The 18,491-nt window shown below is 68.8% G+C and carries 13 protein-coding genes; 4 read left to right on the top strand and 9 right to left on the bottom strand.

Going from position 1 to position 18,491, the window contains the following annotated elements; all coding sequences use genetic code 11:
* Nucleotides 1–83 precede the first annotated feature (83 nt).
* Complete coding sequence (locus tag AC1DGE_RS11570) at nt 84–620, bottom strand: N-acetyltransferase family protein (protein ID WP_476908473.1); 537 nt, start codon at nt 618–620, stop codon at nt 84–86.
* Nucleotides 621–717: 97 nt separating this feature from the next.
* On the opposite strand from AC1DGE_RS11570, the gene mshA reads away from it, so the two are divergent.
* Both mshA and AC1DGE_RS11560 read left to right on the top strand, forming a co-directional pair.
* Entirely contained in the window at nt 718–1,983 is a 1,266-nt protein-coding gene (gene mshA, locus AC1DGE_RS11565) for a D-inositol-3-phosphate glycosyltransferase (protein WP_476892134.1), read from the top strand.
* A gap of 71 nt (nt 1,984–2,054) precedes the next feature.
* Nucleotides 2,055–3,812 carry a formate--tetrahydrofolate ligase gene (locus AC1DGE_RS11560; protein ID WP_476917486.1) on the top strand — a complete coding sequence of 586 codons (1,758 nt, stop codon included), beginning with the start codon at nt 2,055–2,057 and terminating at the stop codon, nt 3,810–3,812.
* A gap of 85 nt (nt 3,813–3,897) precedes the next feature.
* Here AC1DGE_RS11560 and AC1DGE_RS11555 read toward each other — a convergent pair whose 3' ends face one another.
* From AC1DGE_RS11555 to glmS, 8 genes are all read right to left on the bottom strand, one after another.
* Complete coding sequence (locus AC1DGE_RS11555) at nt 3,898–4,983, bottom strand: inositol-3-phosphate synthase (protein WP_476892132.1); 1,086 nt, start codon at nt 4,981–4,983, stop codon at nt 3,898–3,900.
* A 192-nt stretch (nt 4,984–5,175) separates the two neighbouring features.
* The gene (gene mgrA, locus AC1DGE_RS11550; RefSeq protein ID WP_476917485.1) at nt 5,176–6,213 is read right to left on the bottom strand and encodes an L-glyceraldehyde 3-phosphate reductase; all 1,038 of its coding nucleotides are present in this window, start codon (nt 6,211–6,213) and stop codon (nt 5,176–5,178) included.
* 15 nt (nt 6,214–6,228) lie between these two features.
* Nucleotides 6,229–7,986 carry a malto-oligosyltrehalose trehalohydrolase gene (gene treZ, locus AC1DGE_RS11545; RefSeq protein ID WP_476917484.1) on the bottom strand — a complete coding sequence of 586 codons (1,758 nt, stop codon included), beginning with the start codon at nt 7,984–7,986 and terminating at the stop codon, nt 6,229–6,231.
* Nucleotides 7,987–8,022: 36 nt separating this feature from the next.
* Nucleotides 8,023–10,359, bottom strand: coding sequence for a malto-oligosyltrehalose synthase (treY, locus tag AC1DGE_RS11540; RefSeq protein WP_476917483.1), 2,337 nt, complete (start codon nt 10,357–10,359; stop codon nt 8,023–8,025).
* On the bottom strand, nt 10,356–12,596 hold the full coding sequence (glgX, locus tag AC1DGE_RS11535) for a glycogen debranching protein GlgX (RefSeq protein WP_441417071.1): 2,241 nt from the start codon (nt 12,594–12,596) through the stop codon (nt 10,356–10,358). The genes treY and glgX overlap by 4 nt, the downstream gene beginning before the upstream one ends.
* A gap of 91 nt (nt 12,597–12,687) precedes the next feature.
* Entirely contained in the window at nt 12,688–14,211 is a 1,524-nt protein-coding gene (locus tag AC1DGE_RS11530) for an NAD(P)H-hydrate epimerase (RefSeq protein ID WP_476917482.1), read from the bottom strand.
* A gap of 4 nt (nt 14,212–14,215) precedes the next feature.
* Complete coding sequence (locus AC1DGE_RS11525; protein WP_476917481.1) at nt 14,216–14,563, bottom strand: holo-ACP synthase; 348 nt, start codon at nt 14,561–14,563, stop codon at nt 14,216–14,218.
* Nucleotides 14,564–14,567: 4 nt separating this feature from the next.
* Nucleotides 14,568–16,460 (bottom strand): glutamine--fructose-6-phosphate transaminase (isomerizing), encoded by a 1,893-nt coding sequence (gene glmS, locus AC1DGE_RS11520; protein ID WP_441417069.1) that lies wholly within the window; start codon nt 16,458–16,460, stop codon nt 14,568–14,570.
* Between the two features lie 121 nt (nt 16,461–16,581).
* On the opposite strand from glmS, the gene coaA reads away from it, so the two are divergent.
* Together coaA and AC1DGE_RS11510 are read left to right on the top strand one after the other, a co-directional pair.
* On the top strand, nt 16,582–17,547 hold the full coding sequence (coaA, locus tag AC1DGE_RS11515) for a type I pantothenate kinase (RefSeq protein ID WP_441417068.1): 966 nt from the start codon (nt 16,582–16,584) through the stop codon (nt 17,545–17,547).
* Between the two features lie 5 nt (nt 17,548–17,552).
* Nucleotides 17,553–18,479 carry a M15 family metallopeptidase gene (locus tag AC1DGE_RS11510; RefSeq protein ID WP_476917480.1) on the top strand — a complete coding sequence of 309 codons (927 nt, stop codon included), beginning with the start codon at nt 17,553–17,555 and terminating at the stop codon, nt 18,477–18,479.
* The last annotated feature ends 12 nt before the right edge of the window (nt 18,480–18,491 follow it).

Raw genomic sequence — 18,491 nt, 5'->3', positions numbered from 1 at the left:
TCAGGCCTCCCTCGCTCGGCCCCCAGAGGGCCAGCCTATTCGGGCCGGCAGAAAATGTCTTGGGTTGAATCCGGCGAAGGCAGCTATAGCTTGCGGTACATCACGTGGAGTCCCACGTAGCCCAGCTGCGGGTGCCGGAAGGCTTCCGGGATGGTGGCGAGGATCTCGAAGCCCATGGCTTGCCAGGCGGCGACGGCCGGGACGTTGCTTTCCACCACGGCGTTGAACTGCATGGCGCGGAAGCCCGCGGCGCGGGCGGCGTCCAGCGAGTAGGCGCACAACGCCCGGGCCACTCCCTGGCCGCCGTAACCGGCGCGGACCATGTAGCCGGCGTTGGCGACGTGGCTGCCGCCGCCGCCCTGGTTCGCGTGCAGCTCGCCGGCGCCCAGTACGACGCCGTCGAACCGGCCAGTTCCGACGGCGACGAAGGTCCTGCCCGGGACGGTTTTGAACCACTTGGCGCGGGCCTGGTCCTCCGTGGTGTCGCGGTCCCAGGTAAACGTCTCCCCGGCACGGATCACAGGCTCCAGGATCTCCCAGATGGCGGCCCAGTCCTGCGCGGTGGCCTCGCGGATCTCCCACGACGCCGTGGCCGGCCGGTCTTTTGCGTTTGCGCTCACAGCCGCCACGCTAGCAGCAGGCAGCCGCCCGCGAACCGGCCCGGCGTTCAGGAGTAATGTTTTACCGAATCCACGTCACGCGAAGGGAAGGAAGAGGATGCCGCTGGTCCGCCGTGTCGCCTTCCTCTCCCTGCACACCTCGCCGATGGAGCAGCCCGGGTCCGGGGACGCCGGCGGCATGAACGTGTACATCCGGGCCCTCGCCGCCGCCCTCGCGGAGACCGGCGTCGAGGTGGAGATTTTCACGCGGTCCAACGCGGCCGGCCAGGCCGCCGTCGAACACCCCACCCCGGGAGTCTGCGTGCACAACGTGCTCGCCGGGCCGCCGCGGAAACTTCCCAAGGAGGAACTGCCGGCGCTGCTGCACAGCATGGTGGCCGAAATCGACCGGATCAAGCAGCTGCAGCCGCATGGCCGCTACGACGTCATCCATTCGCACTACTGGGTTTCCGGCGTCGCGGGCCTCGAACTCTCGGAGCTGTGGGGGGTGCCGCTGGTGCACACCATGCACACCATGGCCAAGGTCAAGAACCTGCTGCTGGAATCCGGCGAGCAGCCCGAGCCGCGCCGGCGCGAGGATGGTGAACACCGGATCGTCGACGGCGCCACCCGGCTGATCGCCAACACCGGCGCCGAGGCCGCCGAGCTGGTTTCGCATTACGACGCCGACCCCGACCGGATCGACGTGGCGCCCCCGGGCGTGGACCTCTCCGTCTTCACGCCTGCCTTCCGGAGCCGTGCCCGCAGCCAGCACGGGGTCCCGCCGGGCCGCTTCCACCTGCTCTTCGCCGGGCGGATCCAGCGGCTCAAGGGCCCGCAGATCCTGATCAAGGCGGCCGCGCTGCTGCGTGCGCGCCGCCCGGACATCGACCTGCAGCTGACCATCCTCGGTGCGGTGAGCGGTGCGAAGGACTTCGACCTCAAGGCCCTGATCACCGCCGCCGGGATGGACGACGTCGTCACGCACCATCCGCCGGTCAGCGCGCCCAAACTGGCAGGCTGGTACCGTTCGGCCGACGTCGTGGTGATGCCTTCTTACAGCGAGTCGTTCGGCCTCGTCGCGCTGGAGGCCCAGGCCTGCGGAACGCCCGTGGTCGCCACGAAGGTGGGCGGGCTGTCGCGGGCGATCTTCGACGGCCGGACCGGGCTGCTGGTGGAAGGGCACAAGGCCGCGGACTGGGCCGATGCCCTGGAGGCACTGCACGACGACCCTGCCACCCGGGAGGACATGGGCCGCGCGGCGTCGGTGCATGCCCAGGGCTTCGGCTGGCAGCGCACCGCCGCGATTACGCTGGAGAGCTACCAGTCCGCATTGCTCCAGTATTTTGGAACACGGAGCATCCCGGTGGGCCACACGCCCTGAGGGAACCACACCGGGCGCCTGGCCGGAACCGCCGGCCGGAGCGACCCGAAGCCACGAGCTGAAGGGCAACGATGTCTGAGAACACCACGGAAACCGCAGCAGCTACCGAAGCGCCGGCCGGGACGGCGGCACCGGGTTCGCCGGCCGCAGCGCCGGTCCTGAGCGACCTGGAGATTGCGCAGCGGGCCACCATGCGGCCGATCGAGGACGTGGCTGCCGCGGCCGGGATCAACCCGGAGGCGCTGGAATTCTACGGCCGCTACAAGGCGAAGATCGATCCGGCCAAGCTGGCCCGGGACGGTGCGCACGCGCCGGGCAAGGTGGTGCTGGTCTCGGCGATGTCCCCCACGCCGGCCGGCGAGGGGAAATCCACCACCACCGTGGGCCTCGCCGACTCCCTGGCCCGCGCCGGGCACCGGGTGATGATCGCCCTGCGCGAGCCTTCGCTGGGGCCGATCCTGGGCATGAAGGGCGGCGCGACCGGCGGCGGCTACTCCCAGGTCCTGCCGATGGACGAGATCAACCTGCACTTCACCGGCGACTTCCACGCGATCACCTCGGCGAACAACGCCCTGATGGCTCTGGTGGACAACCACATCTACCAGGGCAACGCGCTGAACATCGATCCGCGCCGGATGACGTTCAAGCGGGTGCTGGACATGAACGACCGGGCGCTGCGCGAGGTCGTGATCGGCCTGGGCGGTCCCACCCAGGGCGTGCCGCGGCAGGACGGCTTCGACATCACGGTCGCCTCGGAGATCATGGCCGTGTTCTGCCTGGCCACGGACCTGGACGACCTGCGCGCCCGGCTGGGCCGGATCACCTTCGGCTACACCTACGACCGCGAGCCGGTCACGGTCGCGGACCTCGGCGTCCAGGGTGCCCTGACCATGCTGCTCAAGGACGCGATCAAACCGAACCTGGTGCAGACCATCGCGGGCACCCCGGCCCTGGTGCACGGCGGGCCCTTCGCCAACATCGCGCACGGCTGCAACTCGCTGATCGCCACCCAGACGGCGCGTTCCCTGGCCGACGTCGTCATCACCGAGGCCGGCTTCGGCGCCGACCTGGGTGCCGAGAAGTACATGGACATCAAAGCGAGGATGGCCGACGTCGCCCCGTCCGCCGTCGTGGTGGTGGCCACCATCCGCGCGCTCAAGATGCACGGCGGCGTCGCCAAGGACCAGCTCAAGGAGCCCAACGTCGAGGCGCTGGCCGCCGGCGTCGCCAACCTGCAGCGGCACGTGCGCAACGTGGAGAAGTTCGGCATCACCCCGGTGGTGGCGATCAACAAGTTCGGCACCGATAGCCAGGAGGAGCTCGACTGGCTGCTGGACTGGTGCGCCGCGGAGGGCGTTCAGGCGGCCGTGGCCGACGTCTGGGGCCGCGGCGGAGGGGGCGACGGCGGCGACGAGCTTGCCGCAAAGGTTGCCGCCGCCATCGACGCCCCGCACGGCTTCCGCCACCTGTACCCGCTGGCGATGTCGGTGGAGGACAAGATCCGCACCATCGTGCAGGAAATCTACGGGGCCGACGGCGTCGACTTCTCCGTCCCGGCGCTCAAGCGGCTCGCGGAGATCGAGAAGAACGGCTGGTCCGGGATGCCGGTCTGCATGGCGAAGACGCAGTACTCCTTCAGCGACGACGCCACCAAGCTCGGCGCCCCGAAGGGCTTCACCGTCCACGTCCGGGACCTGATCCCCAAGACCGGTGCGGGCTTCATCGTGGCGCTCACGGGTGCGGTGATGACCATGCCCGGACTGCCCAAGGTCCCGGCGGCCATGCGGATGGACGTGGACGCCAACGGCAACCCCGTCGGCCTGTTTTAAACAGCAACGCGGGGTCACTTACGGCCCATCCCAAGGGGGATGTTGGGCTGTAAGTGACCCCGCGTTGCGGTGTACGGTGCGGGGCTTAGCGCTCCAGGTCGCCGCGGATGAAGGCCTCGACCTTTTCGCGGGCGAGGTCGTCGTTGAACTGCTCCGGCGGGGACTTCATGAAGTAGCTCGACGCCGAGAGCAGCGGGCCGCCGATGCCGCGGTCCAGGCCGATCTTGGCGGCGCGGACGGCATCGATGATCACGCCGGCGGAGTTGGGCGAGTCCCAGACCTCCAGCTTGTATTCGAGCGAGACCGGGGCGTCACCGAAGTTGCGGCCCTCGAGGCGTACGAAGGCCCACTTGCGGTCATCGAGCCACTGGACGTAGTCCGACGGGCCGATGTGCACGTCCTTGGCGGCGAGCTCGGCTTCCACGTTGGACGTGACGGCCTGGGTCTTGGAGATCTTCTTGGACTCGAGGCGGTCGCGCTCCAGCATGTTCTTGAAGTCCATGTTGCCGCCGACGTTCAGCTGGTACGTGCGGTCCAGGGTGACGCCGCGGTCTTCGAAGAGCTTGGCCATAACGCGGTGCGTGATGGTGGCACCGATCTGGCTCTTGATGTCGTCGCCCACGATCGGCACGCCGGCGGCGGTGAACTTGTCCGCCCACTCCTTGGTCCCGGCGATGAACACCGGCAGCGCGTTGACGAAGGCCACGCCGGCGTCGATCGCGCACTGGGCGTAGTACTCGGCGGCTTCCTGGGATCCGACCGGCAGGTAGCAGACCATCACGTCGACCTTGGCGTCCTTGAGGGCCTGGACGACGTCGACCGGCTCCTCCGGGGACTGCTCAATGGTCTCGAGGTAGTACTTGCCCAGGCCGTCGAGGGTCGGGCCGCGCTGAACGGTGACGCCGGTCGGCGGGACGTCGGCGATCTTGATGGTGTTGTTTTCGCTGGCGAGGATGGCGGCGGAGAGGTCCTGGCCCACCTTCTTGCCGTCGACATCGAATGCTGCGACGAACTGCACGTCGTTGACGTGGTACTTGCCGAACTGCACGTGCATCAGACCCGGAATCGTGGCCTGGGGGTCGGCATCCTTGTAGTACTGGACACCCTGGACCAGCGAAGTGGCACAGTTACCCACGCCGACGATTGCAACACGAATCGGATTTGAAGACACGAAACTCCCTTTGAGAACAAACTTCACGTGCCCGGCGCGGCCATACTCTGATGTACGACGGCGGCAAACGGGCACAACGCCAKGCGGCACTCTTGCATTCTAGTCAACGGCGCCGGGACTCAAGTTGTTCCCGGCCACGGCACCGAATCTGTTACGTCAGCCGGCGGCGCCGCGGAACGGCGCCGCCGGGGCTTATTTCTGGGCCCAGAGGTTGATGTCGGACTCGACGGCGAACTCGTCGATCGCGTCCAGCTCGTCGGCCGTGAAGTCCAGGTTGTTGATCGCGGCCAGGGTGTCCTCCAGCTGTCGGACGCTGGACGCGCCGACCAGGGCGGACGTCACCGAGGTGCCTTTGCCCTGCTCGCGCAGGATCCAGGCGATCGCCAGCTGCGCGAGGGTCTGGCCCCGGCCCTCGGCAATCCGGTTGAGCCCGCGCACGCGGTCCAGCTTCTCCCCGGTGATCATCGCCTCGTCCAGGGACTTGTCCTGCGCCGCACGGGAATCCTTGGGGACACCGTTGAGGTAGCGGTCGGTAAGCATGCCCTGCGCCAGCGGCGAGAAAGCGATGGCCCCTGCACCCACCTGCTCCAGCACCTCGTAGAGGTTGGGGCTGCCATTCTCGGTCCAGCGGTTGAGCATCGAGTAGCTGGGCTGGTGGATCAGCAGCGGGGTGCCGAGTTCCTTCAGGATCCGGGCCGCCTCGAGCGTCTGCTCCGGAGTGTAGGACGAAATGCCGGCGTAGAGCGCCTTGCCGGAGCGCACGGCCTGGTCCAGGGCGCCCATGGTCTCTTCCAGCGGCGTCTCGGGGTCCGGGCGGTGGCTGTAGAAGATATCCACGTAATCCAGGCCCATCCGGCCCAGCGACTGGTCCAGGCTGGCCAGCAGGTACTTCCGGGAGCCCCAGTTGCCGTAGGGCCCCGGCCACATGTCGTAGCCGGCCTTGCTGGAGATGATGAGCTCGTCGCGGTACGGCTTGAAGTCGTCCTTGAAGTGGCGGCCGAAGTTGGTCTCGGCGCTGCCGTAGGGCGGGCCGTAGTTGTTGGCGAGGTCGAAGTGGGTGACACCCAGGTCGAAGGCGCGGCGCAGGATGGCCCGCTGCACTTCGAAGGGCTTGTCATCGCCGAAGTTGTGCCAGAGGCCCAGGGAAATGGCCGGCAGTTTCAGTCCGCTGCGTCCCACCCGGCGGTAGGGCATCGTCTCGTATCGGTTCTCTGCTGCAACATAAGTCATGGCTATTATCCTGTCCTAGTTTGAGACGACGGCGGCACTGTGGCCGGGCAGTTCCACGCGGCCGGCGGACAGCGCGACGCCGTCCTCGGTGGCCAGCAGCAGCGCGCCGCCGTCCACGGCTATCTGGCGGGGTTCGGTAGAGAAGTTCATCGCGACCTCCACGCTGCCGCGGCGCAGGCGCAGCCAGCCCTCCTCCTCGCTGAACGCCACTGCGGTGTCCTCGAACCCGAGCCCGGCCAGCTCGGGGGTCGCACGGCGCAGCGCGATAAGTTTCCGGTACAGCTCCAGCAGCCGCGCGTGCTCCCCGGACTCGGCTTCGGACCAGTCCAGCTTGGAGCGGGTGAACGTGGCCGGGTCCTGCGGGTCGGGCACGACGGCGGGGTCCCAGCCCATCCGTTCGAACTCCTTGATCCGGCCCTCCGCCGTGGCCTTGCCCAGCTCCGGCTCCGGGTGCGAGGTGAAGAACTGCCAGGGCGTCGTGGCGCCGTATTCCTCACCCATGAACAGCATCGGGGTGAAGGGCGAGGCCAGGGTCGCGACCGCTGCGAGCGCCAGCTGCCCGTAGCCGAGGCTCTGGGAGAGCCGGTCGCCGGTAGCCCGGTTGCCGATCTGGTCGTGGTTCTGGCTGCAGACCACGAGGGCGGCCGGGTGCACGAGGGCGGTGTTGATGGGCCGGCCGTGGTGCCGCTCCCGGAAGCTGGAGTAGCTGCCGTCGTGGAAGAACCCGTCCACCAGGACCTTCGCGAGGGCCGCGAGCGAATCGAAGTCGCTGTAGTAGCCGGTGGTCTCGCCGCTGACGTTGACGTGGACCGCGTGGTGGAAGTCATCGCTCCACTGCCCAGCCAGGCCGTAGCCGTTTACCTCCCGCGGGTAGAGCAGCCGCGGGTTGTTCAGGTCCGACTCGGCGATCATCGTCGCAGGGCGTCCGGTTTCGGCGGAGACCTCATCGGCGAGCGCCCCGAATTCCTCCAGCAGGTGGACCGCCCGCTCGTCCTTGAAGGCGTGCACGGCATCGAGCCGCAAGCCGTCCACGTGGTAGTCGCGCAGCCACATGGCTGCGTTGTCGAGGATGTAGCGGCGGACGACGTCGGAGCCGGGGCCGTCCAGGTTGACCGAGTCGCCCCAGGTGTTGCCCTCCCCGGACTTGAGGTACGGCCCGAACCGGGGCAGGTAGTTGCCGCTGGGGCCGAGGTGGTTGTAGACGACGTCCTGGATGACGCCCAAGCCGGCGGCGTGGGCGGCGTCGACGAATCGCTGGTAGGCGGCCGGGCCGCCGTAGCCCTCGTGCACGGCGTACCAGAGGACCCCGTCGTAGCCCCAGTTGTGGGTGCCGTTGAACCCGTTGACCGGCAGCAGTTCGACGAAGTCGATGCCGAGGTCGGCGAGATAGCCGAGCTTGCCGATCGCGGCGTCCAGCGTCCCCTCGGGCGTGAACGTGCCCAGGTGCAGCTCGTAGATCACGCCGCCCTGCAGGCCGCGGCCCTTCCACTGCCCGTCTGCCCATTCGTGGCTGCCGGCGTCGAAGGTCCGCGAGAGTGCATGCACTCCCCCGGGCTGGCGGCGTGAGCGYGGATCCGGCAGCGGGGTGGAATCCCCGTCGAGCAGGTAGCCGTAGTCGACGTCGCCGGAGGCCGGTGCCTCCGGCGCGCTCCACCAGCCGGCGGACCCGGACCGGACCATCGGGTAGTGCCGGCCGTCGGCCAGCAGCGTGACGTCCTGCGCTTCCGGTGCCCAGAGGTCGAAGCGTGCGGTTCCGTGTGCGGGCAGAGTCATTGCCGTTCCCCTAAGTTGGTTCGTCAGTTCGTGCATTCAGGCGCCCGGCACCAGCAGGGCCACCGGGTAGTCGCGGAGGATCTCCGCCACGTCCGTCGTGCCCGGCCCGAAGGACCTGCCGCTGAGCTGGTCCGTCATGGCGACGGTGAGGCCGATGGCGGTGTCCTGCCAGCCTCCGCGTTGTTCGAGGCCGCGGGGCAGCCTTGTGGCCAGGGTGAGGGCCCCGGGCGTGCCGACGCCGCGGTCGAAGGCGACCAGGTGTTCGGCGGCGGCTCCGGTGGCAGCAACCGGGGCGTAGCCGGCGAACAGCTCCGGCCGGTCCCGGCGCAGCCGCAGCGCCCGCGAGGTCACGAGCAGCTTCGCCGCGTCCTCCCGGTACGACGCCGGCCGCTCACCGGCGTCGATCGCTTTGAGGGCGGCGCGCCGCGCCCCGAAGTCGAACGGCCGCCGGTTATCAGGGTCGGTCAGCGACCGGTCCCAGAACTCGGTGCCCTGGTAGACGTCCGGCACGCCCGGCATGGTGAGCTGGACCAGTTTGGCGGAGAGCGCGTTGGCGGAGCCGTAGGGTTCCAGCAGGTCCACCAGCGAATCGAGTTCGGCGCGCACCTGGGCGTTGTCGAACGCAGCGTCGACGGCGGCTGCAAGTTTCGCTTCGAAGTCCGGGTCCGGGTCCAGCCAGTTCGTCGAATTGCCGGCCTCTCGGGCCGCCTTCTGGGCGTAGGACTGGAGGCGTTCCCGGTCCGCGGGCCAGACCCCGGCCACGGCCTGCCACAGCAGGTTGGCCAGCGGGCCGTCGGGCAGGGGCGCCAGCTCCTGCAGCCGGCGCAGCGAGGCCGTCCATTCCGGGGCCAGCTCCGCAAGCACGGAGATCCGGGCCCGGGTGTCCTCGCTGCGCTTTGTGTCGTGGGTGCTGAGCGTGGTCATCGACAGCGGCTGGCCCGCCTGGCGGCGTGCCATCCGGGCGTGGAACTCGTCGGCGGACAGCGCGAACTCGGTGGGGTCCGCGCCGACCTCGGTGAGGGTGCCGAGCCGGGTGTAGCGGAAGAACGCGGTGTCCTCCACACCCTTGGCCATCACCATGCCGGAGGTCTGCTGGAAGCGGCGGCCCAGCTCGGCGTCGGGCCCGGGGCCGGCATGCAGCAGCAGCGGGAGCAGCGCCTGCACCACGGGTTCCAGCTCGGGACGCCGCCGGGCGGCGAGTTCGCATGCCTCGCGCAGCACGCCCTCGCCCTCGGGCAGGTAGCTGCGGTAGACCGGGAAGGCCGCGGTGATCTCGGACAGCGCATCGACGGCGGCCTCCGGGCTGAGGCCGGCGGACGCCGGTACCAGCCGGGCGAGCCGCCGCATCTCCGAGTGCAGGATGCCGTCGGTGATCCGGCGCTTGGTGCCGCGGATCATGTCCTCATAGTCGGCGGGCGTGCCGCCGCGCAGCGAGGTGTCCAGGGCGTCGAGGCCCGCCTGGCCGGCGGGGTCGACGAAGAGCCGGTCCACGTCCGCGAGGGCGTCGTACCCGGTGGTCCCCTCGCACTCGAAGCCGGCCGGAAGCTCTTCACCGGGCTCCAGGATTTTCTCGATCAGCAGGTAGGCCCCGCCGGTCACTTCGCGCAACCGGCGGAGGTAGCCTGCCGGATCCGCGAGGCCGTCCGGGTGGTCGATGCGCAAGCCGTCAACGAGGCCCTCCCGGAACCAGCGGACAACCTCCTCGTGCGCCTCATCGAAGACCTCCGGGACCTCAACCTTGATCCCGGCGAGGGTGTTGACCGCGAAGAACCGGCGGTAGTTCAGATCGGTGTCCGCACGGCGCCAGCCCACCAGCTCGTAGTGCTGCCGGTCATGGACCGCGCGCGGGTCGTCGGCGGTGGAGTCACCTGCGGTATAACTGCCCTCGGCCAGCGGGAAACGGTGGTCGTAGTAGCGCAGTTCGCCGTCACGGATCTCGAGCGCGTCCACGTCCGCGTCCTCGCCCAGCACCGGGATCCGGATCCGGCCGCCGCCGAAGTCCCAGTCGACGTCGAACGCCTGGGCGTAGCGCGACTGTTGGCCTTCCTTGAGCAGCGACCACCACCACGGGTTCTGGACCGGGGTGGCGACGCCGACGTGGTTGGGCACGATGTCCACCAACACACCCATGCCGGCCTCCCGCGCCGCGCGCGACACCGCTGCCAGCCCCTCCGGCCCGCCGCGGTCCGGGTCGATCGCGGCGGGGTCGGTGACGTCGTAGCCGTGGTCCGAGCCCTGCTCGGCCGTCAGGATCGGAGACAGGTAGATCCAGTCGACCCCAAGGGACTTCAGGTAGGGCACGGTGTCGGCGGCGTCCTGCAGGGTGAAGCCCGGCCGGATCTGGAGCCGGTAGGTCGAGACGGGGGTCCTCATGAAGCAGTGGCCTTCGCTTCGCTGGCTTCGGCGGCCTTCGTCTGGGCTTCCGCCATCTCCTCCTGCGCGTCCTCGTGCTCGGCCATGGAGGCCAGGGAAGCGGCTGCGGAGTGGTCGACCTCGATCTCGGGGCCTGAGTAGGCGCGCAGCACGGCCATCGACTTGGCTGCCAGCGTCAGGGTCGACCCTGCCTTGAGCGGCTCGTCCGTATCGGCCTGGTCCGCGGTGTCCACGAGGATCTCCCAGAAGGGCGAGTACTCGTCGTTGGGCAGCACGAAGTCCACGCTGTCGTCGTGGGCGTTGAAGGCCATCAGGAAGCTGTCGTCGGTGATCCTGCGGCCCCGGGAGTCCTGTTCCTGGATGCCGTGGCCGTTGTAGAACACGCCGATGGTCCGGCCGAAGCCGCTGTCCCAGTCCTCCGGCAGCATTCCGGTGCCGTCGGTCTTCAGCCAAACGATGTCCGGCAGTTTCTCGCCCTCACCACGGACGACCGGGCGGCCGTCGAAGAAGCGGCTGCGGCGGAACGTCGGGTGGTCGTGGCGGATCTTGTTGACGAACGCGGTGAACTCCACGAGGGGCTGGTCCATGGCTTCCCAGTGCACCCAGCTCAGTTCGGAGTCCTGGCAGTAGGTGTTGTTGTTGCCCTGCTGGGTGCGGCCCAGTTCGTCGCCGTGCAGCAGCATCGGCACGCCCTGGGAGAGCAGCAGCGTCGCAATGAAGTTCCGCTGCTGGCGGGCGCGGAGGGTCAACACCGTGTCGTTGTCGGAGTCGCCCTCTTCGCCGCAGTTCCAGGAGCGGTTGTGCGATTCGCCGTCGTTGTTGCCCTCGCCATTGGCCTCGTTGTGCTTCTCGTTGTAGGAGACCAGGTCGCGCATGGTGAAGCCGTCGTGCGCGGTGACGAAGTTGATCGAGGCCACCGGGCGCCGAGCCGAACTCTCGTACAGGTCCGCGGAGCCGGTCAGGCGGGAGGCGAATTCGCCCAGGGTGGACGGTTCGCCGCGCCAGAAGTCCCGGACGGTGTCGCGGTACTTGCCGTTCCATTCGGTCCACTGCGGCGGGAAGTTGCCCACCTGGTAACCGCCGGGGCCGACGTCCCACGGCTCGGCGATCAGCTTGACCTGGGAGACGATCGGATCCTGCTGGATCAGTTCGAAGAAGGTGGAGAGCTTGTCGACGTCGTAGAACTCGCGGGCCAGCGTGGAGGCGAGGTCGAAGCGGAACCCGTCGACGTGCATTTCCGTCACCCAGTAGCGCAGCGAGTCCATCAGCAGCTGCAGCGAGTGCGGGTGCCGGACATTGAGCGAGTTGCCGGTGCCGGTGTAGTCCATGTAGTGCTTCAGGTCCCCGTCGACCAGGCGGTAGTACGCCTGGTTGTCGATGCCCTTGAAGGAAAGGGTGGGGCCGAGGTGGTTGCCTTCGGCGGTGTGGTTGTAGACGACGTCGAGGATGACCTCGATGCCGGCCCGGTGCAGCTCGCGGACCATGGCCTTGAACTCCTGGACCTGGTGTCCGACGTCGCCGGAGGAGCTGTAGGTGTTCTGCGGGGCAAAGAAGCCGATGGTGTTGTAGCCCCAGTAGTTGTTGAGGCCCTTCTCCACCAGGGTGCCGTCGTTGACGAACTGGTGGACCGGCATGAGCTCGATCGCCGTGACGCCGAGCTTCTTCAGGTGCTCAATGACCGCCGGGTGGGCCACACCGGCGTAGGTGCCGCGCTGCTCTTCGGGGATTTCCGGGTGCAGCTCGGTCAGGCCTTTAACGTGGGCCTCGTAAATGACCGACTCGTGGTAGGGGACGCGCAGCTGGCGGTCACCGTCCCACTCGAAGTACGGGTTGATGACGACGCCGTGCATGGTGTGCGGTGCCGAATCGGCGTCGTTGCGCGAATCGGGGTCGCCGAATTCGTAGGAGAAGAGCGCCGGGTCCCAGTCGATCTGGCCCTGGATTGCCTTGGCGTACGGGTCCATCAGCAGTTTGTTGGCGTTGAAGCGGTTTCCGCTCGCCGGGTCGTACGGGCCGTGCACCCGGTAGCCGTACTTCTGTCCGGGCTGGATCTGCGGCAGGTAGCAGTGCCAGACGTAGCCGTCCACCTCGGTCAGTTCGATCCGCGTCTCGCTCAGGTCGTCGGCCAGGAGGCAGAGCTCAACCCGCTCCGCTTGCTCGCTGAACAGGGCAAAATTGGTGCCGGTGCCGTCAAAAGTGGCTCCCAGCGGGTAAGCCGTTCCGGGCCAGACTTCCATGTGTACTCCTCGTGCGATGCGGACAATCTCTAGACAGACTACTTGTAAGTAAGGTTACTAATTTACCGGAGGCGCGAGGCGCGCGCTTTTGTTACAGCTTCGCGATAACCTCCGGCAGGGCTCCGGCAATGTCCGACGCCGTCAGCGGCCCGCCGTCCGAGGCAGCTGTTCCGGCACGGCCGTGCAGGCTGGCCGCCATCGCGGCGACGGCGGCCCACCGGTCCGGCCCCTCGAGCCCCAAGGCGCTGAAGGCGCCGGAGCCCTCCGGGAGTTGTGCCAGCAGGGCGCCGAGCACCCCGGCCAGGACGTCGCCGCTGCCGGCGGTGGCCATCCACGGGCTGGCTTCGGCCTGGCTGAAGACCGCCCCCGAGGGGGCAGCCACCAGGGTGGTGGCGCCCTTGAGCAGCACGGTCGCTCCGGTGAGCCCGCTGGCCTGCCGGACGGCGGCGAGCGTTGCGCCCTCGACGGAGGTCCGGCCGGGGCCGGCGCCGTAACGTTCCAGCAGGGCGGCCAGCTCGCCGGCATGCGGGGTCAGCACGGTGTGCGGGGACAGTTCGCGGGGCAGGGCCGGCAGCGCACCGGCATCGGCCACGGTGGGAAGTCCGGCGGCTGCCGCCTCGCGGACCCGCTCCAGCTGCTCGTGGGCGCCGGCGTCGAGTCCGGATCCGAGCAGCCAGGCCTGGACGTGCGCGTCGGCGACGGACGTGCCGCACACCACTTCGGGGCAGGCCTGGCGGACCAGGTCCGCGACCTCCGGCGGGCCCACGTAGCGGACCATGCCGGCACCCGCGGCCAGGGCGCCGCGGCAGGCGAGGACGGCCGCCCCCGGGTAGCGGGCGGATCCGGCCACGACGCCGAGCACGCCCCGGGAGTATTTGTGCGAGCGGCGGCCGGGCTGCGGGAGCAGCGCGGCCAGGTCCGCGGCCTCGAGGCGCCGCAGCTCCGGATGCACCAGCGCGTCCTCGATGCCGATCGGGATGGTCCGGAGCCGGCCGGTGAAGTCCGCGCCCGGGTCGGCGAGCAGGCCGGCCTTCGCGGCCCCGAAGCTCACGGTGACGTCCGCGGCCAGGACAGGGGCGTGCGCTTCGCCGGTGTCGGCGTCGACGCCGCTGGGGATGTCGCAGGCAACAACCAGCCCGTGGCGGCTGCGCTGCAGCTCTTCGATCAGCGTGCCGGCCGCGCCGCGCAGCCCACCCTGCGCGCCGGTTCCCAGGACCGCGTCAATGACGACGTCGGCGCGGGCGGCGTCGGCAGCCAGGTCCCTGGCGTTGCCGTCGGTGAGGGCGGTGTCCCGGCCGCCGGCGGCGCGGAAGGCCGCCAGCCCGCCTGGATGGGCGTCGCCGGCGGTGAGCACCGCCGTCGTCCGCAGGCCCCGGCGGGCCAGCAGCGCCGCGGCGTAGAGGCCGTCGCCTCCGTTGTTGCCCTTGCCGGCAAGCACGGTGACGCTGGAGCCGTAGGGCCGCAGTCCGCGGCGTTGGAGTTCCCGGATGACCGCGTTGGCGAGCCCGTAGGCGGCCCGCTGCATGAGAACAGCGCCCATACCAGGGTCCGCACTCGCCTCAAGGAGTTGCTTCTCGAGGCCTCGAATGTGGGTACCGGTATAGGCGCTGATCATGTGCTTAGCCTTCGGCGATCACCGTGGCGGTGGCGATGCCGCCGTCGTGGCTGATCGAGAGGTGCCAGCGCTTGACGCCTCTCGACTCGGCCACGGCCAGTACCGTGTCCTTGACCTGGACGGTGGGTCCGTTCTGGTCCAGGCCGATCCAGCAGTCCTGCCAGTTCATTCCGGCGGGCGCGCCGAGCACCTTGGCCACGGCCTCCTTGGCCGCGAACCGCGCGGCCAGGGACCGGGTGTTCAGTTCCCGCTCGGCCGGGACAAACAACCTGTCGCGCAACCCGGGGGTGCGCTCAAGCTGCCGGCCGAACCGCTCAATGTCTACGACGTCTACGCCAATGCCAACAATCATGCGGCTATTCTACGGTCACGCTCTTGGCCAGGTTCCGCGGCTGGTCCACGTCGTAGCCCTTGGCGCTGGCGAGTGCCAGCGCGAAGATCTGCAGGGGCACGGTGGACAGCAGCGGGGCCAGGAGGGTCGGGGTCTCCGGGATGTAGATGACGTGCTCGGCGTAGGCCTTCACCGCTTCGTCACCCTCCTCGGCGATCACGATCGTCTTGGCGCCGCGGGCACGGACTTCCTGGATGTTCGAGACGACCTTGGCGTGCAGCGAGTCGCGGCCCCGGGGCGACGGGACGACGACGAAGACCGGCTGGCCTTCCTCGATCAGGGCGATCGGGCCGTGCTTGAGCTCGCCGGCGGCGAAGCCTTCGGCGTGGATGTAGGCGAGCTCCTTGAGCTTGAGCGCACCCTCCATGGCAACCGGGAAGCCGACGTGGCGGCCCAGGAACAGCACGGACTTGGCGTCCACCATGTCATGGCCGAGTTTCTTGATCGCGTCGGCATTGTCCAGGATCTGCTGGATCTTGGCCGGGATCTTGCCCAGGTCGGCGAGGATGTCCTTGATCTCGCCCTGGAACTTGTTGCCGCGCAGCTGTGCCAGGTACAGGCCCAGCAGGTAGGCGGCCGCAATCTGGGCGAGGAACGCCTTGGTGGAGGCCACCGCGATTTCCGGACCGGCGTGCGTGTACAGCACGGCGTCGGACTCGCGCGGGATGGTGGAGCCGTTGGTGTTGCAAATGGACACCGTCTTGGCGCCCTGTTCCTTGGCGTACCGGACAGCCATCAGCGTGTCCATGGTCTCGCCGGACTGTGAGATGGAAACGATCAGGGTGTTGGCGTCCACGATCGGATCGCGGTAGCGGAACTCGTGCGAGAGCTCGACCTCGGTGGGGATCCGGCACCAGCGTTCGATCGCGTACTTCGCGACCTGGCCGGCGTAGGCGGACGTGCCGCATGCCAGGACGATGATCTTGTCCACGCTCTTCAGCAGTTCCGTGTCGATCCGGAGTTCGTCGAGGGTCAGCTTGCCGTCGACGTCCGACCGGCCCAGCAGGGTCTGCAGCACGGCGTCCGGCTGGTCGTGGATTTCCTTTTCCATGAAGGACGGGAAGCCGCCCTTCTCCGCGGAAGCGGGATCCCAGTTGACGTAGTATTCCTTGCCCTCGGCCGGGGCACCGTAGAAGTCGGTGATCGCGACGGTATCGGCGGTGATGGTGACGATCTGGTCCTGGCCCAGTTCCACGGCGCGGCGGGTGTAGTCGATGAAGCCGGAGACGTCGGAGCCGAGGAAGTTCTCGCCCTCGCCCAGGCCCACCACGAGCGGGGAGTTGCGGCGGGCGGCCACGACGACGTCGGGCTGGTCGGCGTGCACGGCGAGCAGCGTGAAGGCGCCCTCGAGGCGCTGGCAGGCAAGTTCCATGGCCTTGGTCAGGCCGCCGTTGGCGTTGTCGCCGCCCAGCTGGTTGCGGTAGATGTCACCGATCAGCGCTGCGGCCACCTCGGTGTCGGTCTCGGAGAGGAAGGTCACGCCTTCGCCCACGAGTTCCTGCTTCAGCTCCGCGAAGTTTTCGATGATGCCGTTGTGGATGAGCGCCAGCTTGCCGCCGTCGGACAGGTGCGGGTGCGCGTTCAGGTCCGTGGGGCCGCCGTGGGTTGCCCAGCGGGTATGCCCGATGCCGGTGAGGGCGTCCGGCAGCGGGTGGGCCTCCAGTTCGGTGATCAGGTTGCTCAGTTTCCCCGACTTCTTGCGGGAAGAAATGGCACCGTCCGCCACGACCGCGATCCCGGCGGAGTCATAGCCGCGGTACTCAAGGCGCCGCAATCCCTCCAGGACAACGTCCAGGGCTTTGTGTTCAGTATTTACCCGGCCAGCCGAGCGGCCTACATATCCAACGATTCCGCACATGGACATAAGCCTAACCGGTTTCCCGGTCGTCCGACGTAGGATGTGCCGGTCCGGGCCCGCCGCTGGCGGCTGGCGGGGTGTCCATTTCGCTCTGGGCGTTGTCAAGGGCAGAATCTCTAAGGTGACTTTGCAACGCAACGAAGCGAACGGCGAGGGCGTCTCCCCGTTCGTTGAGCTGGACCGGCAGACCTGGTCCCGGCTCGCTGCCCAGATGGAGCAGCCCCTCAACGAAGAGGACGTGCTCCGCCTCCGCGGCCTGGGCGACCCCCTGGACATGAAGGAGGTCCGCGAGGTCTACCTCCCGCTGTCCCGGCTGCTGCACCTCTACGTCGAGGCCGCCAACCAGCTCCACGCGGCCACCACGACCTTCCTGGGCGAGAAAACCCAGCGCACCCCCTTCGTGATCGGCGTGGCCGGCTCCGTGGCGGTGGGCAAATCGACCATCGCCCGCGTACTGCGTGAAATGCTGCGGCGCTGGCCCGGCACCCCGAACGTCGAGCTGATCACCACCGACGGGTTCCTCTACCCCCTCGCCGAACTCAAGCGCCGTCAACTCCTGGAGCGCAAGGGATTTCCGGAGTCCTACGACCGCCGCGCACTGCTGCGCTTCGTGAGCGAGGTCAAAAGCGGGGCCGAGGAAGTGCGGGCCCCCTGGTACTCGCACGTCACCTACGACATCGTTCCGGGCAAGGAAGTTGTGGTCCGCCGGCCGGACGTGCTGATTGTCGAGGGCCTGAACGTCCTGGCGCCGGCACGCCCGCGGCATGACGGCCGGCAGGGCCTGGCGTTGAGCGACTTCTTCGACTTTTCCATCTACGTGGACGCGAAGACCTCGTATATCGAGGAGTGGTATGTGGACCGGTTCCGCAAGCTGCGTACTACCGCCTTCGCACAGCCCGAATCCTACTTCCACCGCTATGCGACGCTCTCCGATTCGGAGGCCGAGCAGACCGCCCGGGACATCTGGAAGCGCATCAACGAGCCGAACCTGGAAGAAAATGTCCTCCCCACCCGCGGCCGGGCCCAGCTGGTGCTGACCAAGGACGCCGACCACTCCATCCGACGCATGTTGCTGCGCAAGGTCTAGCACAGGTGTGCCACGACAGCGCCGGCACTTCCCCGGGCCCGGCAACCCCGAGCCAGCGGACGCTCGGGCGCCTGCTCGCGGCGGGAACGGCACTGGCTCTCCTTACCGCCGTGGCCGGCTGTAGCCCCGGCAGCAGCCCGGAGCCATCCTCCAGCACGGCTGTGCCAACTGAGCGTTCCTCCGCCGCGGTTTCCGCCTCCGGCTCGCCTACGGCGACGACCACCTCCGCGGGAGTGGCCAGCGCCACCGCCCCCACACCCACGGCCGACGCAGCGCCGTCAGCCTCCGCGCCTGCGGCTTCCGGACCGGCCGCGTCCGGGCCGGCCCGGAAGCATTCCCTGACCGATCCTGCGAGCCCGTGGGTGGTGGTGAACAAGCACCGGCCGCTCTCCCCCGCCACGTTCGTTCCGCCCGACCTCGTGCAGCCGGCCGTCAGGCTGGCGGTTTCCGGCGAGGCCGCGCAGCTGAACAGCACGACGGCGGCGGCCGCCGAGCGGATGTTTGCAGCCGCCGCGGCGGACGGCGTGATCCTGACCCTGGCGAGCGGCTACCGTTCCTACGCGACCCAGACGGCCACCTACAACGGCTACGCGAACGCCCGGGGGCGCGCCGAGGCGGACACGGCTTCCGCGCGGCCCGGTTACTCCGAGCACCAGACGGGCTGGTCCTTTGACATCGGCGACGGCGGAGGGGCCTGCAGCTTCCAGCCCTGCTTCGCGGAACAGCCGGCCGCCGTGTGGGCCAAGGCCAATGCGCACCGCTTCGGCTTCGTGGTCCGCTACCCCTGGATGGCCCACCCGGTCACCGGCTACTTCTACGAGCCTTGGCACCTGCGCTACATCGGTACCGAGGCCGCGGGCGACATGCACAAGCGCGGCGTCGCCACCATCGAAGAGTATTTCGGCCTGGAAGCCGCGCCAGCCTACCGCTGAGCCTGCCGGGCC

It is taken from the genome of Arthrobacter sp. 05N425 (genome assembly GCF_056397125.1).
Note: the sequence above shows the minus strand (reverse complement) of the source record. Positions and strands in the feature narration are given on the sequence as shown.

Excerpts from the sequence above, each read along its gene's own strand:
- mshA (WP_476892134.1), top strand. The coding sequence starts at position 718 with ATGCCGCTGGTCCGCCGTGTCGCCTTCCTCTCCCTGCACACCTCGCCG.
- AC1DGE_RS11560 (WP_476917486.1), top strand. The coding sequence starts at position 2,055 with ATGTCTGAGAACACCACGGAAACCGCAGCAGCTACCGAAGCGCCGGCC.
- mgrA (WP_476917485.1), bottom strand. The coding sequence starts at position 6,213 with ATGACTTATGTTGCAGCAGAGAACCGATACGAGACGATGCCCTACCGC.
- treY (WP_476917483.1), bottom strand. The coding sequence starts at position 10,359 with ATGAGGACCCCCGTCTCGACCTACCGGCTCCAGATCCGGCCGGGCTTC.
- glgX (WP_441417071.1), bottom strand. The coding sequence starts at position 12,596 with ATGGAAGTCTGGCCCGGAACGGCTTACCCGCTGGGAGCCACTTTTGAC.
- AC1DGE_RS11530 (WP_476917482.1), bottom strand. The coding sequence starts at position 14,211 with ATGATCAGCGCCTATACCGGTACCCACATTCGAGGCCTCGAGAAGCAA.
- AC1DGE_RS11525 (WP_476917481.1), bottom strand. The coding sequence starts at position 14,563 with ATGATTGTTGGCATTGGCGTAGACGTCGTAGACATTGAGCGGTTCGGC.
- glmS (WP_441417069.1), bottom strand. The coding sequence starts at position 16,460 with ATGTGCGGAATCGTTGGATATGTAGGCCGCTCGGCTGGCCGGGTAAAT.